The 14,294-nt window shown below is 58.1% G+C and carries 12 protein-coding genes; 4 read left to right on the forward strand and 8 right to left on the reverse strand.

Annotated elements, in window-relative coordinates; all coding sequences use genetic code 11:
- Positions 1 to 43: 43 nt before the first annotated feature.
- A complete protein-coding gene (locus VWZ85_RS00435; protein WP_416586357.1) occupies positions 44 to 1,081 on the reverse strand; it encodes an AraC family transcriptional regulator ligand-binding domain-containing protein in 1,038 nt (345 codons plus the stop codon).
- A 121-nt stretch (positions 1,082 to 1,202) separates the two neighbouring features.
- Between VWZ85_RS00435 and VWZ85_RS00440 the strand changes: the two genes are divergently transcribed.
- From VWZ85_RS00440 to VWZ85_RS00450, 3 genes are all read left to right on the forward strand, one after another.
- Entirely contained in the window at positions 1,203 to 2,975 is a 1,773-nt protein-coding gene (locus tag VWZ85_RS00440; protein WP_416586360.1) for an acyl-CoA dehydrogenase, read from the forward strand.
- A 55-nt stretch (positions 2,976 to 3,030) separates the two neighbouring features.
- Positions 3,031 to 3,837, forward strand: a complete 807-nt coding sequence (gene dmdD / locus VWZ85_RS00445) for a methylthioacryloyl-CoA hydratase (protein WP_416586363.1) — start codon at positions 3,031 to 3,033, stop codon at positions 3,835 to 3,837.
- A 119-nt stretch (positions 3,838 to 3,956) separates the two neighbouring features.
- The gene (locus VWZ85_RS00450) at positions 3,957 to 5,414 is read left to right on the forward strand and encodes a PLP-dependent aminotransferase family protein (protein WP_416595396.1); all 1,458 of its coding nucleotides are present in this window, start codon (positions 3,957 to 3,959) and stop codon (positions 5,412 to 5,414) included.
- Between the two features lie 80 nt (positions 5,415 to 5,494).
- Here the strand turns inward: VWZ85_RS00450 and VWZ85_RS00455 are convergent, their stop codons facing one another.
- The 5 genes from VWZ85_RS00455 to VWZ85_RS00475 are packed head-to-tail and all read right to left on the reverse strand — an operon-like array spanning position 5,495 to position 11,770.
- Positions 5,495 to 6,562: a dihydroorotate dehydrogenase gene (locus VWZ85_RS00455; RefSeq protein ID WP_416586369.1), complete on the reverse strand. Its 1,068-nt coding sequence runs from the start codon at positions 6,560 to 6,562 to the stop codon at positions 5,495 to 5,497.
- A gap of 3 nt (positions 6,563 to 6,565) precedes the next feature.
- On the reverse strand, positions 6,566 to 7,462 hold the full coding sequence (locus tag VWZ85_RS00460; protein WP_416586371.1) for a 3-keto-5-aminohexanoate cleavage protein: 897 nt from the start codon (positions 7,460 to 7,462) through the stop codon (positions 6,566 to 6,568).
- Positions 7,459 to 8,661: a pyridoxal-phosphate-dependent aminotransferase family protein gene (locus VWZ85_RS00465; protein ID WP_416586374.1), complete on the reverse strand. Its 1,203-nt coding sequence runs from the start codon at positions 8,659 to 8,661 to the stop codon at positions 7,459 to 7,461. Before VWZ85_RS00465 ends, VWZ85_RS00460 begins: the two co-directional genes overlap by 4 nt.
- Positions 8,654 to 10,627, reverse strand: a complete 1,974-nt coding sequence (locus VWZ85_RS00470) for a TRAP transporter permease (RefSeq protein WP_416586377.1) — start codon at positions 10,625 to 10,627, stop codon at positions 8,654 to 8,656. The genes VWZ85_RS00465 and VWZ85_RS00470 overlap by 8 nt, the downstream gene beginning before the upstream one ends.
- 3 nt (positions 10,628 to 10,630) lie before the next feature.
- Complete coding sequence (locus VWZ85_RS00475) at positions 10,631 to 11,770, reverse strand: TAXI family TRAP transporter solute-binding subunit (RefSeq protein WP_416586379.1); 1,140 nt, start codon at positions 11,768 to 11,770, stop codon at positions 10,631 to 10,633.
- Positions 11,771 to 12,015: 245 nt separating this feature from the next.
- Between VWZ85_RS00475 and VWZ85_RS00480 the strand changes: the two genes are divergently transcribed.
- Positions 12,016 to 12,792, forward strand: a complete 777-nt coding sequence (locus VWZ85_RS00480) for a DNA-binding transcriptional regulator (protein WP_340547669.1) — start codon at positions 12,016 to 12,018, stop codon at positions 12,790 to 12,792.
- An 8-nt stretch (positions 12,793 to 12,800) separates the two neighbouring features.
- Here the strand turns inward: VWZ85_RS00480 and VWZ85_RS00485 are convergent, their stop codons facing one another.
- Positions 12,801 to 13,430 (reverse strand): fumarate hydratase C-terminal domain-containing protein, encoded by a 630-nt coding sequence (locus tag VWZ85_RS00485; protein WP_416586383.1) that lies wholly within the window; start codon positions 13,428 to 13,430, stop codon positions 12,801 to 12,803.
- Positions 13,427 to 14,293, reverse strand: a complete 867-nt coding sequence (locus VWZ85_RS00490) for a fumarate hydratase (protein WP_416539601.1) — start codon at positions 14,291 to 14,293, stop codon at positions 13,427 to 13,429. The genes VWZ85_RS00485 and VWZ85_RS00490 overlap by 4 nt, the downstream gene beginning before the upstream one ends.
- Between the last annotated feature and the right edge of the window lies 1 nt (position 14,294).

The following is a 14,294-nucleotide window of genomic DNA, read 5'->3' on the forward strand; positions in this document are numbered from 1 at the left end:
ATTATGCGTCGCGCCTGTATCCTGAACCCGAGCAGCCCGGTGCCTATGTATCAAGGGCTCGATAGGAGCTGGTTGTGCCGCCTGTCCAGCGCCGGAAAGCACGATGAAAGTTTGCCGCAGAGGAAAATCCAAGATCCTGCGATATCTCTTCAATCGACTTCTGCCCGGCTCGCAAATCACGGATCGCGATATCGCGGCGCAGTGCATCCTTGATGGACTGGAAGGACGCTCCCTCAGCATCTAATCGCCGCATCAATGTTCGAGGTGTCACATTTAGCATTGCCGCAGCATCGCTCAGTCGGCAGTTTTCCCAGTTGGATTGGTAGAGGAATTCTCGGATCTGAAGCGAAAGCCGGTGCTCCCGAAAGCCGGTGAAGATCCAGTCACGCGGAGCGCGGTCCAGGAATTCCGCCAACTCCGCAGCAGTGCGGGGCTGAGGTGCGCCCAGCTGCTGGGCGTCGAATGAGATGGCCGAGCAGCCTTGAGAAAATGTTACGGCGGCTGGAAAGACGACACCATAATCCTGCGCGAATTCGGGGCGATCAAAGGCAAATTGCACGGCCTTCACCTGCACTTCGTAGCCCGCCAGCCAAGAGAGCAGACCATGCGCCAGCTTAAGCATAAGCATATGCCCGAACCGTTGGATCTCAGGCGATCCGCGGGGGACGATCTTGAGAATGAGATCTTTATTTTCAGATTTTAAATCAACCTGATAGTCATCAAGTATCAAATTCCAGAATGTGGAGAACCGATAGAGGGCCGCCGGGAGGGTTCCAGCTGCACGCACCGTGGTCAACAGGTGTTGCAGCGCGCGAGGCCGGACAGTGCGGTCCCACAAACCGGTCATTTCATCACCAGTTTCAACGGCGGCAACCTGATAGAGCTGCACGATCTGGTCAAGGGTTACCCGCTGCGCGCCCATGTGTTTGACAGTCTCCGGCTTGACCAGCGGGGCAAGACCGCAGCGTTGCAGAATAGCGCTCATCTGATCTCCGTTGCAGCAGGTATGCAAAGCCAGAAGCCAGTCTTCAATGAATGGCAGAGATACGGTCGCCAGCGTGTCTGGATCGGAGTGTGTCATCACTGCGTCAGATTAGGTTGTTTTGTCACTTTCGGAAAGTCGTTTGTCAAATTCTGGAATGGGCAGCAAACTGGCCGTACCGTAGATACGCGACAGCAGGTAGCACAGCAGCGAGGCGCCAATGACTTATCAAGCTCCAATCCGTGACCTGATGTTCAATCTCGAACATCTTTCCCAATGGCCGCAGATCGTGTCCTTGGACAAGTACAGCGAAATTGAACGCGCTGACGCTCAGGCTGCATTGGAAGAATTTGGCAGGTTCTGCGGGGATCTCATCGCGCCGCTGTCACATGATGCCGACACGGCGGGCGCGCGACTTGAGGGGAACAAAGTCGTTCTCCCAAGAGCCTATGAAAAAGCCTACGCGCAGTTTGTCGACATGGGGTGGCAAAGCCTGGCACACCCTGCGGACCATGGCGGAATGGGCTTGCCGCGAGCCGTCGGAGCTGCCGCGACGGAGATCCTGAATGCGTCGGACATGAGCTTTGGCCTGTGCCCACTTCTGACCGATGGTGCCATCGACGCGCTGGAGCTCTCCGGCACGGATGAACAGAAGGAAATTTATCTCCGGCCGCTGGTGTCCGGCAAGTGGAGCGGGACAATGAACCTGACCGAGCCTCAGGCCGGCAGTGATCTTGGTCGCGTGCGTTGCAAAGCTGAGCCGCGCGAGGACGGCAGCTACAGCATCAGTGGCACCAAGATTTTCATCACCTATGGCGAACATGATCTCTCCGAGAACATTATTCATCTGGTTCTCGCGCGCACTCCCGACGCGCCGGAGGGGCACAGGGGGCTGAGCCTGTTTCTGGTGCCGAAATACCTCGTTGATGAGAATGGCCACCCCGGCGACCGCAACCGTGTCAACTGTGTGAGCATCGAACACAAGCTGGGGGTGCGGGCAAGTCCGACAGCGGTTCTGGAATATGCAGGTGCCACCGGATATCTGATCGGGGCAGAAAACCGCGGGTTGGAATATATGTTCACCATGATGAATGCCGCCCGCTTTGCCGTCGGCGTTCAGGGGGTCGCCTTGTCCGACCGCGCCTATCAGCACGCGCTTGCCTACGCCCAGGAGCGGGTTCAGGGACAAGGCATCGGGCTGGACCCTGAACAGGTTCCGACCATCATCGGCCATCCCGATGTGCGCCGGCTGGTGCTGCGGATGCGGGCTCTGGTCGAAGGTGGCCGGTCGCTCAGCATGGCAGCGGCTGGCTGGTTGGACCTGTCTCGGAACGGGACCGACAGCACGCGCGCAGAGGCAACGCCGATCGCCGAATTCTTCGTCCCTCTGGTCAAAGCCTTCTGCACGGAGCGAGCGGTCGAAGTGGCCTCCCTCGGAGTGCAGGTCCATGGCGGAATGGGCTTCATCGAAGAGACCGGCGTCGCGCAATTCTACCGGGATGCCAGGATCTTGCCGATTTACGAAGGAACCACGGCAATTCAAGCGAATGACCTATTGGGACGCAAGGTGCTGCGAGACGACGGACAGACAGCGCGCCGGTTCTCGGCCATGATTGCAGAGACCGAAAGCGCCCTGAAAACTGGGAGCCCGAAAGCGCAGGACATCGCGAAATGTCTTGGCGATGCGCGGGAAGCGTTTGACGCCAGCCTGGACTGGTTGCTGGACATTGGCAGCGATGATCTCAGGTCCGCCTTTGCCGGCAGCGTCCCTTTCCTCAATCTAACCGGGACGCTTGCGGCCGGATGGCAATTGGCACGCGCGGCGCGTGCTGCCGAGATTGAGTTGGAACAGGGCAGCGATCCTAAATTCATGGCACAAAAAATCACCACCGCCCAGATCTTCGCCCGGCATGTCCTGGTCGAATGCGAAAGCGACCGGGCCCGGATCATCAACGGTGCATCGAGTCTCCTCGACGAGACAAGCCGACTCTGACCTTCCGCAGCATACCCGCCCAAGGGCACCCATTTAATCCGAAAAGGATCCCGCCATGTTGGCAAAAGACAGCTTCAGCTCCTATCAGAACCTCGCCATCGACGTGCGCGACAACGGTGTCTGTGTCGTAAAACTCAACCGCCCCTCGAAACGAAACGCGCTGGACACCGCAACCATTGAAGAGCTGGTTCAGTTCTTCAGCGGTGCACATCGCAACGGTGTAAAGGCAGTGGTGCTGGCCGGGGCGGGGGACCATTTCTGTGCAGGTCTGGACCTCGTCGAACATTGGAAAGAGGATCGTAGCCCGGACGAATTCATGCATGTCTGCCTGCGCTGGCACGAAGCATTCAACAAGATGGAATATGGCGGGGTTCCCGTCATCGCAGCCCTGCAGGGCGCGGTTGTCGGCGGCGGTCTTGAGCTGGCCAGCGCAGCCCATATCCGGGTGATGGACCAAAGCACATATTTCGCGCTGCCAGAGGGCCAGCGTGGCATCTTCACCGGTGGCGGCGCGACCATCCGTGTCTCTGATTTGATTGGCAAATCACGGATGATCGACATGATCCTGATGGGACGTGTTTATCAGGGGCAGGAGGCCGTTGACCTTGGGCTGGCGCAATACATCACTGATGGATCCAGCTTTGACAAGGCATTGGAACTTGCCGATCGCGCGGCGGAAAACCTGCCGTTGACCAACTACGCGATCTGTTCCGCAATCAGCCATCTCAACAATATGTCCGGTATGGATGCCGCCTATGCCGAAGCGGTGGTCGCCGGTGTTGTGAACACGCAGCCCGCGGCACGGGCACGGCTTGAAGCCTTTGCGAACAAAACGGCTGCACGCGTTCGTCCGAATGAATAACGCAGCATTCCTCTCGCCCATCCGGATCAGGGTGGGTGGGACCTACCATTCGGGGGGCAGCGGCCACAAAGGCAGTTCTCGCCTTGACTGGTCTGATCAAACTTATCAATAGTTGCGCTATGACTAAGGCCAGATCAGGAGCGGCACTGCTCTCCCTTTCACTGGATCGCGACGGACCAGAAACGTTGCAGGCACAGCTGCTGTCTCAATTGAGACGCCTGATTCTCGAGCATGTGCTTTCGCCAGGGTCAAAGCTCCCATCAAGCCGGACATTGGCTGATGAACTCTCGGTGTCACGGGTGACGGTCTCCGCCGTGATCGATCAGTTGATCAGCGAGGGCTATCTGGAAGGGCGCGCCAGATCCGGTGTCTACGTCGAAGCAGAATTGCCCGAACAGCTGCCGGGATTGGCAGGAGCACCAGGCCCGCAGGATACAGACGCAGCCATGCCGGACGCTACTCCCGACATGCCCGCACAGTTACGAACCTTTGATATCTCCGCATCTGAGATCGCACTGTTTCCATACCGCCAATGGAGCCGCCACCACGACAAAACCTGGCGTATGCCCGAAGCCGCGTTGCTGGCGCGCGTCGATCCTTTTGGTTGGCCGCCGCTGCGCAGCGCGATTGCCGATCATTTGCGAGAATGGCGTGGCTTGCCCTGCACGCCAGAGCAGATCTTCATCACCTCCGGTGTCGTCGAAGCGATTGGCCTGATCGCGGCTGCCGTCTTGAGCGAGGGCGATGAGGTCCTGACCGAAGATCCCGGGTATATGATCCTCAATCGCGCCTTCCATCACAACCGGCTAATCCCAGTGCCGTCGCCGGTTGATCAGTTGGGCTTCGACATCAAGAGCGCACTGAAAGCCACACCGAGGGCAAAAGCGGCGATTGTGACACCGTCGCGTCAGTACCCGCTGGGCGTGACATTGCCGCTTTCCCGCCGACTGGAACTGATCGAATGGGCCGTCGCGAGACAGGCCTATGTGATCGAGGACGACTTTGACAGTGAGTATCGATTTCAGGGTCGACCGCTCCCGGCGATGATGAGCCTCAACAATCAGGATCGGGTGATCTACGTCGGCAGCTTCTCCAAGGTGGTCTTTTCTGCACTAAGGCTAGGGTTTGTGGTTTTTCCAAAACCACTTTTGTCGCAGGTCAGAGCCGTGCTGGAACAGACCGACCCGCAGGCGTCACTCATGCTGCAACCCGTGCTGGCCCGTTTCATGCAGAGCGGCGATTTTGCCACCCATATCCGGCGGATGCGACGCCTCTACGCAAAACGACATGCGGCGCTGCTGCGGGCGATCTGCGTCCATGCAGGCGATCTACTGGCCGTGGATCCGGTACCTGCCGGAATGCACTTGGTGGCAAGGCTCACATCTTCGCTCGAGAGCCGCATGAGCGATGTCGAGGCTGCACAGCGCGCCGATTTGGCCGGGGTTTCCGTCAGACCGCTGTCGTCATTTTTTGCACAGACGCCCAACATGCAAGGGCTGGTCATGGGCTTTGCAGGGTTCTCAGAAGACACACTTGACCAAGGCGTTCAGGATCTAGCGGCGGCCTTACGTGCATGAAACCAGACCTGTCTTGTCAACTCAATCAATCCTATTTTTAACATAACTACCATTATCAATCATCTTGTGGGCGCAATTCCTCATCCCTCGGGCGCGGCATCCGCTGTTGATGGGATAAAATTGCGCCAGTGATCCCCGACGGTGGGCAGTTCTGTATAGGTCCGCCGTGCGTCGGCGGCGCGACCGATGAGATCGGCGGCAGACATGCCCATTTTGTCGCAATAGGCTTCCAGTTCATCCACCGCGTCCGTGATCACCCTCCAGCCGCGCAGCATCACCTCGGAGGATAGCCCTACGGCACTGCTACCAGCCAGCATCATCCGGGCAACGTCCCGACCATTTGTCGCGCCGTTGGTGCCAATCAATGGGCAGCCCGGACCAAGACGTCGTCGGCTTGTTGCCAACCAATGGCAAGTGATCGGCAGGTTCCAATACCCCCCGATACCGCAGCTTGTGTCCAGCACAGGTTTTTGTGTTTCAAGATCAGGCACCAACCCAAGCGACCGGCCTGCCATAACCACGCTTTGGGCGCCTGCGGAAAACGCTGCTTCAGCGAGGTCGCCTACGCGTTCGCTTTGACCTGAGATCTTGATCCAGACCGGAATATCTAATGCTTCAACCATCATTCCGGTGAGCCTTGCCACCCGTTCGGGGACCAGCTCCGTGCTGACAGCACAGCGCTCCGCCTGGCTGGCGTAGGGCGTACCGATGTTTAGTTCCAGCAGCTTCAGGCCGGCGGCCTGGATCGCGCGCGCCATGTCCAGGGCTGCGGCTGGCTGGGCCAGGACCAGTGACGGTACGAACAGACAGTCGTGTTGACCTGCCAGACGGTCCATACGCACAGCTTGCAAGAGCCAAGCGTCAAAGGTCAGTGACGGTAGCCCAGATCGGGTAAACACCGTCAGTCCGCGCGGAGCATCCTCGGACCAATCCACCTTGTTCCAGTCTCGATCCAGCAAAGTGTATTCAGCCTGCTGCAACTGGTGCCTGGCGGCTTGCGACTCGTTGATAGATTTGCCGACCACCGCACCCGCGCCGGCGTCAATCGCAGCACGGACCCCCTCGATATCAATCAGATGTTCTCCCGGCACCGCGATCACCGGGTTCTTCAGGCAAAGATCTCCAATGCGGGTCTCAAGCTTGGCCATGCGTCACCCGCCGACTTCCAGCCGTTCCCCTGAGCACACAGTCTCCTTGACCTGCGGCCCTGGCGTCCACGCCCGCAAGCCCAGAATGCGGCGTGCCTCATCTGTGGTCGCGACAGGACGCTCGTATTTTTCGCAGAGCGCTGTCACACGCTCCACGAGTGCAGCGTTCGACGGCGCCAGCGTATTGCGGTCGAGCCTGACATTATCCTCAAGACCCGTTCGCGTGTGTCCACCTGTCGAGATTGCCCATTCATTGACAACCAACTGGGCAGCGCCAATGCCGGCAGCGCACCACGGCGATGTCGGCGACAGCCGTTGCAGCGTTGCCCGGTAGATATCAAATATGGCTCTGTCTGCGGGCATCGCATTGCGCACCCCCATGACAAACTGCACATAAGGCGGGTCATACAACTTACCCTCTTGCGCCATCTTGCACGCATTTACGATATGGCTAAGATCAAAGGCTTCAATCTCCGGCATCACACCGTAGGCCGCCATCTCGCTTGCCAGCCAATCCACCAGCTCGGGCGGGTTTTCGTAGACCCGTGTTGGGAAGTTGTTTGATCCGACCGAAAGCGACGCCATATCGGGCCGCAGTGACAGCATACCGCCCCGCGTCCGGCCAGACCCGGACCGGCCACCTGTGGACAGCTGGACGATCATGCCATCACAGTGCTTGCGGATTCCTTCCATCAGGCGCGCGAATTTCTCAGGATCCGAACTGGGTGTTTCGTCCTGGTTCCGAACATGACAATGCGCAATCGCGGCGCCGGCCTCAAACGCGGCCTGGGTGCTTTCGATCTGTTCATCAACGGAAATTGGAACCGCCGGATTGTCGGACTTGCGGGGCAGTGACCCGGTAATTGCCACACAGATTATGCAGGGTGCTTGGTCGGTCATGCGCGGGATTCTTCCAGATTGGCCAAGGCCTCTATCGCCGCCCCTGCTCCGCCTGCATCGGCCTGTATGCCGAGCACCTTCAGAGCCAAATCAATGCTTGATATCGCCCCCAGAATGGTCGGTGCATTGATGTGCCCCATATGCCCGATCCGTATCGACTTGTTGGCCCAGTCGCCCAGGCCCCGGCCCAGCGTAACACCGCAATGTTGCTTGCAGAAAGCGATGATCCTATGCGCGTGTGTGTCGGCAAAGTTCAGCACCGATACCGATGGCGCGCGAGCAGACGGGTCCATAATATTCGCCATCGCGCCCGCCGCCGCCCATTGGCCAATTGCGGCCAGTGTCGCATCTCTAAGCGCTGCGTGACGTGCAAAGACCGCGCCGAGCCCCTCCCGCTCCATCATGTCTAGTGCTGCCGCGAGCCCGAACAAGAGCTGTTCGGGCGGCGTGCCACAGTATTTAGAGTAGTGATCACCCGTCATTCGCGCGGTCCAATCCCAGTAGCGGGACCGCAGACCCGCTGAGGCATGGGCCGCCAATGCACGCGGTCCTGCCACCACGAAACCCAGTCCCGCTGGACACATCAGACCTTTCTGTGACGCTGATACCGCAACATCCACGTGCCATTCGTCGAAAGCAAATGGCATGGTGCCCAGCGACGCGATGGCATCCACCATCAGCAGAGCAGAATGACCAGTGACGTCTATGGCCTGCCGGATGGCACCGATCTTGTTGCAGACGCCTGAGGCGGTATCGACCTGAACACAAAGGATGGCGGCAATCTCGTTCGCGCTGTCTTCTTTCAATCGCCGTATCAGCGCGTCGGTGTCGATGGGTCGGTGCCAGTCGCCCGGCAGGATCTCGATCTGTAATCCCATCGCCTCTGCCATGTCTCCCCAGCCAAGCGCGAACCGGCCGGATTCCAAGACCAGAATTCGATCTCCGCGCGACAACGTATTGCAAAGCGCCGCATCCCAGACGCCATGACCGTTGGCCGCATAGAGAAAGACCCGCTGCGATGTGCCGAATGCTTTCTGCAAGCCTGCCTCGCACCGGGCCGTCACGTCGAGAAGCGGCCCGGAATAGATGTCGATGGAGGGGCGCTGGATCGCCGTGCGCACGGCATCGGGAAGGATCGACGGCCCCGGGATCAGAATGGTTTCCGGTCCGGCGGCCAGTATTGGGAAAGCATCAATCATGGCTTAGCTCGATCTTGCCAAGCCGCCGCTCCCGCAGAAAGGCAGAGGCCACCACCGGGATGATCACAAGCCCCGCCAAACCCAGGATTTCATGCTTTTCAAGCGGGATGACCGTGTGCCCGGGGAGCGGCATGATGATCGCACCCGCAATGAGCAGCAGCCGATCGTGTAGCTTCAGACGACCAACACCCGCCAGATAGCCCTGCATACCGCTGGCAAAGCACATCACACCCAATACCGCGATGCTAAGTGCGATCACGATTTCACCCGGGCTGCCGACCAGAATTAACGCCGGATCCAGCACGAAGAAGAAGGGGATGAAGTAGATGACGCTGCCAAGTCTCATCGCCTCAACTCCCGTGGCCATTGGCGGTGCCTTTGCGACCGAGGCGGCGGCAAACGCCCCCAGCGCAACAGGCGGCGTGATGAACGACAGCATACCCCAGTAAAAAATGAACATATGGACGGCCATTGCATTCATCCCGGTCGCAACCAGTGCGGGAGCAAGAATAATCGCAAGAAAGATGTAGGCCGCCGTCACCGTCATACCGATACCAAGCACAAAGCTGGTCATCGCCCCGATGATCAACAGCACCATAGGCGAGCCGCCAGCGATCGACAGCAGGTCATTCACCAACGTTCCGGCAAGCCCGGTCATCGAGAGGGCACCCACAATCAAACCAATCCCCGCCAATACGCTAACGAGTTCGGCAAAAAGCTTCGTCAGCGTGTCAACAAAAGCAAGCAGCTCGTCACGTCCCCAGCGCGTGTTCTTTGAGAACAGCTGATTGATGATCAGCAGCACCGGAGTTGCATAGAACGGCGCCAGCATTTCGCGGCGAAGGAAAAGCAGCAGATAAACAAGGAGAGCGAAGGCAAAGATATAGAACCACCCTTCTTTCAGCGTCTGTCGCACCGATGGCAATTCCGCGGCCTCAAGCCCCTTGATACGTTCGCGCGCCGCGCGCGCGTCGATCTGGATGAAAAGCCCGAAGAAATATAAGAACGACGGGATAATCGCGGCCATTGCAACACTGGCGTAAGAGACCTCGAGAAAATTGGCCATGATGAAGGCTGTGGCGCCCATAACTGGCGGCATCAGCACACCACCCGTTGAAGCGCAGGCCTCGACCCCGGCGGCAAAGGGTGCCTTTAGCTTGATACGGCGCATCGCAGGGATGGTCATCACACCGGTGGTCATGACATTGGTCACAACCGAGCCGCTCATCGAGCCCATCAGGCCGCTTGCTACAATCGCAACCTTCGCTGGCCCGCCACGAATATGTCCCAGCAGAGCAAAGGCAAGATTAATGAAGAATGTGCCCGCCCCGGTATGCTGTAGCGCTGCACCAAAGATCAGAAACCCGATGACCAGATTGGCGAACGCCCGCATCGGGATGCCCACAATGCTCTCGTTGCTCATGGCATGGTAACCCGCCGCAGTCTCCAGCGGGTAGGAAAACCCGCGAATGGGGCCGGGCATGGCATCGGCAAACAATGGATAGAGGGACACGACGCCCACAATAACGGCGAGTGCCGTGCCGCCGGCGCGGCGCGAGGCCTCAAAGATCAGGACCCAGAGTGCCATCGAAACATAGGTGGCGCGCGCGGGTGCCGCGAGTTCCCAGCCATTTTGCATCATGTTGAGCGAGTTTGCGATAAACCAGCACAGCACAGATCCGGTCAGGACCCCCAGGACGATATCGTAAAACGGCACCCTGGTGCCGGTCGCAGCCTTGCCAATGGGCAAGATGATGAAGACGGACGGGATGATCAAAAGCAAAAGCAGATACATATACTGATTTGCAAGAAGTGTATGGCCCACAAAGAAATGCAGATTGAAGGCCTGATTGATCGAAAGAAACACTACGGCGCAGGTGCTTGCCCGCAGCAACCAGAGCCAGGCATTGCCGACAGGTCGGAAACGGCTGACCGACGCTTCTAGGTCGTCCATCTTCGTACTCATGGATCAGTTATCCCAAACTGTCGGCATATTTGCCGCTCGCAGCGCATCTGCACGCGCGGCCATCCAGCGCTTCTGGAAGTCATCGGCGCTTTTGTCTTCCAGGTCTTGCCACGCATTTGCGATCACAGCCTGCCGGCTCAGAAGATACCGGTTGTGCGCTTCATTTTCGTCAGACCACAGGCCAACCGACTTCCAATACGCAACCGCTCCTTCATGATACGGCAAGACCCATTGGAAATTCTGCCGATCCTTGGCCCAGCCGCTGGCGGAGGGCTCGGCGGCGACAAATCTCTCGAACTGCTCGTCGATGCCCTTTGCCATGTTCATCACAAGCTCAGCATCGCGATCCGGCGCGGTCACGAGAATTGGATAGGGAAAGCCGCTGCATTGCAACGGGTTAGCATCCGAGATGTTGGTACCGGCCGTTGCGATCCGTTTGGCCATATGAGGGGCCACGGCCTGCATTCTCGCCCAATTTTCGGTTTCATCATGTGGAGTTTCAAGCCAGCGCAAACCCCGCGGAGACGCGTCAACTTCGGTGCCGCCGCCTGTGGTAAATGAAGTCATCGCATCGGCCTGATCATTCAGGATTGCTTTCCATGCCGCGTCAAACCCGCTTACCTCGACTTTGGTGACATCGTCCCAAGTCAATCCGCCATATGCGAGAAAGGCCGTCACATTGGTCTGTAGCGCGGGTGAACCGACAACCCAAGGCAACCGCTTGCCCTTGAGATCTGCCGCAGTCACGATATTCGCGTCTGCCGCAGTTCCAAGCGCGAGACAGTTGTTGCCGGATGCGCTCATCACCATTTGCATGGGTTGTGGTCCCAGTTCCGGTTTCGCCCACCCGAGGACGCCCTCAGCTGCATAGAACACGCCAGATCCGGCAGCGGCAAAATCGATCTGACCGCTCACCACTGGCACAACGCGCGAGACGTCATTTTTAGCCGGAACAACGCGCAGCGTAACGCCGTATTCGTCCTGGAGCGCCTTGCCGATAGCAACCGACTGGCTATAGCCCGAGCTTCCGACATTATAGGCTGTCCACGACAACGTATCGGGCAGCTTGGTCTCTTCCGCCGCGGCGGCACCGCCCAGGCACATCGCCAAAAGCGGACCCATAATTCTAAGCGTTTTGGTCATTTCTATTTCTCACACTTCCTAGTCGGTTACGCGGTCCGGTTTCCGCCCTTTGTTCTGGTTAGAACTCAGTCGCCCTGGCCTTTGCCCCATTGAAAACTCTTGGTCGAAAACCTGGACGAGCGTCTGAGTTAACCTGTGATTTACTGTCAGGTCTTGCCTGCGACCTCTCAACGATTGCGCAGGGCTGTTCCACTGTGTGGAACAATATGGTAAGCGTTCCAGACATCGCATAAGGGAGCAGGTTGTTGGTACGGTATACTCCGGTCAGATCCGTCGAGCGGGCGATGGCGGTGCTTGAGGAAATGAACCGCGTCAAAAGCTCCACGGTTGCTCAACTGCATCTCCGCACCAAACTCGCAAAGCCGACAATCGTGCGGTTGCTCCAGACGCTGGAACACATGGGTTATGTGAGCAGAGATGAACGCCAGTCGGGCTATGTTCTGACCTCAAAGGTCATGTCGCTTAGTGCCGGGTTTCACAATGACCCGCTGGTTGTCGAAGCCGGGCGTGCCTATGCCATTGCCCTGACAAAGCAGGTTACTTGGCCGGTCTCAATCGCCATTCCAGATCAGGGCGACGTCGTGGTTCGGTTCTCAACCATTCCCGACAGCCCGATTTCACCGTTTCACGCAACGGTGAATATGCGCCTGTCATTGGATCTTCATGGGCTGGGACTTGCCTATCTGGCTTTCTGTCCCGAGGACGAACAGCGCATTTTGTTGAAATCGATATTCGAACGCAGCAAGAGTGAGACGCCGCAATCAGGCGACACAGAAACCGGGCTGCAAGGGCGACTGGCCCTCATCAAGCAGCAGGGATTTGCGGAGCGGCTGCGCGCCGCCGGCAACGAAAGCTCCAACACGATCGCGGTTCCGATCCTTGGCGAAGGCCGCGTACTGGGGACTTTGGGTATTACCTATTTCCGCTCGGCCGTCCGGCGCGCGGATGCCGTTCGCGACTTTCTGCGCCCGCTACAGGATGCGGCCAAACAGATCGCCAGCAATGTCCGCGATCTGACCTGAGAGCTGTGTCAACGTGCTCGGGTTTCGTTCAACTCTTTCATCAGCGCCTCGAAGCGGGAATCCGCTTGGGCCTGCAACTCGGAATAGAGAGAATTGCCACGCACATCGACACCAACGGTCAAGGGGCCCAATTGCTTCACGCGCAAGCGCGTCAGCCGAAATTGCAGGATGAGATCTGTCCACGCCACGTCGATTACATCTTCGACCGCCTCTGACGTCAATGCGCTGGCCCCACCCACAAATGACAGATAAACACAGCGCATCTCGCGCATTGCCTCTACCGTCTGCGGACCGACACCGCCTTTTCCACCGATCGCCTTCACCCCACTGGCGCGAATGATCGCTGGCAGATGGGGCTCAAATCGCGTGCTGGTTGACGGGTTGATGTAGCGACATGTTTTGTCGGATCCACTCTCTTCGATATAAGCCCCGACCTGACACAACATACCGTCTTTGAGGCCTATCGGCAGCTCAACCCCCGCTTGCAGATAGTCCTTCATCCGCTTATGCGTCGGCAGACCAACGGTTACAACGATATCCCCTGTGAGATAGACAAGGTCACCGATCCTAAGCCTGTCCAGACAATCCTGTTGCAGCGGCAAGGTCAAATCGTGGCTCTGGGATTGCGTATTGGTCATTCGATCCGCTCGATTTTGCCTGAGTTATAGAGGCGCGCGCGGGTTCTACGGTTGATCCAGCAGTTGAAGCACACTGCCACGGGGGTAAACCCATGACCGGCGGAATAATCGATATGGATGCCCAATGCTGTCGTATCGCCGCCCTGCCCCATTGGACCGAAACCCAGCTTGTTGATTGCCTTCAGCAAACGCTTTTCCATATCTGCCAGGATCGGCTCGGGGTTTGTCGTACCCATCGGTCGCAAGGTCGCATTCTTTGCGATTTTTGCAGCCTGATCGAAGGACCCGCCAATACCGACGCCAATCATGACGGGCGGGCAATGCTGCGAACCGGCCTTGATCACCGTCTTGAGGATGAACTCCTCAATATCGGCGAGTCCAGGATAAACAAAGATCTCCAGCGCCGCCCAACGACCTGAGCCGAGCGCCTTGGGTGAACATGTGATGTCAATGTAATCCGCGCCATCGACGATATCCCAGTTGATGATGGGCATATCCTTGCCCTGATAGGAGCGTTCGTTTGTCAGAGGGTTCTGAACAAATTTCAAAAGCGGCGGATCGATACGCTCAACAAGATCGCCAAAACCATCGACGAAGGCAGATTTCACATCCCCTTCGAACCGTGCCTGACTGCCGATCTTAACAGAATAGACCGGCACACCCGCATCCGAGCACAAAAACCGGTCGTGTTCTTCGGCCAGCTCCGAACTGCGGATCATGAAGTTCAGCACCTTCTTAGCGTTCTCACCGGTTTCCTCGGCATAGGCTTCGGCAAGCCGTGCTTTCGTGTCCTCGGGGATCTTCTTTAATGACCAATCATAAAGATCGCCGGTCAGCCGCCGCAGCGCATCGTATCTGATCATC

It is taken from the genome of Phaeobacter sp. JH20_29, from assembly GCF_048056175.1.
Taxonomy (GTDB): Bacteria; Pseudomonadota; Alphaproteobacteria; order Rhodobacterales; family Rhodobacteraceae; genus Phaeobacter; species Phaeobacter bryozoorum.

Excerpts from the sequence above, each read along its gene's own strand:
- VWZ85_RS00490 (WP_416539601.1), bottom strand. The coding sequence starts at position 14,293 with ATGATCAGATACGATGCGCTGCGGCGGCTGACCGGCGATCTTTATGAT.
- VWZ85_RS00440 (WP_416586360.1), top strand. The coding sequence starts at position 1,203 with ATGACTTATCAAGCTCCAATCCGTGACCTGATGTTCAATCTCGAACAT.
- VWZ85_RS00450 (WP_416595396.1), top strand. The coding sequence starts at position 3,957 with ATGACTAAGGCCAGATCAGGAGCGGCACTGCTCTCCCTTTCACTGGAT.
- VWZ85_RS00475 (WP_416586379.1), bottom strand. The coding sequence starts at position 11,770 with ATGACCAAAACGCTTAGAATTATGGGTCCGCTTTTGGCGATGTGCCTG.
- dmdD (WP_416586363.1), top strand. The coding sequence starts at position 3,031 with ATGTTGGCAAAAGACAGCTTCAGCTCCTATCAGAACCTCGCCATCGAC.
- VWZ85_RS00465 (WP_416586374.1), bottom strand. The coding sequence starts at position 8,661 with ATGATTGATGCTTTCCCAATACTGGCCGCCGGACCGGAAACCATTCTG.
- VWZ85_RS00485 (WP_416586383.1), bottom strand. The coding sequence starts at position 13,430 with ATGACCAATACGCAATCCCAGAGCCACGATTTGACCTTGCCGCTGCAA.
- VWZ85_RS00470 (WP_416586377.1), bottom strand. The coding sequence starts at position 10,627 with ATGAGTACGAAGATGGACGACCTAGAAGCGTCGGTCAGCCGTTTCCGA.
- VWZ85_RS00455 (WP_416586369.1), bottom strand. The coding sequence starts at position 6,562 with ATGGCCAAGCTTGAGACCCGCATTGGAGATCTTTGCCTGAAGAACCCG.
- VWZ85_RS00435 (WP_416586357.1), bottom strand. The coding sequence starts at position 1,081 with ATGACACACTCCGATCCAGACACGCTGGCGACCGTATCTCTGCCATTC.
- VWZ85_RS00460 (WP_416586371.1), bottom strand. The coding sequence starts at position 7,462 with ATGACCGACCAAGCACCCTGCATAATCTGTGTGGCAATTACCGGGTCA.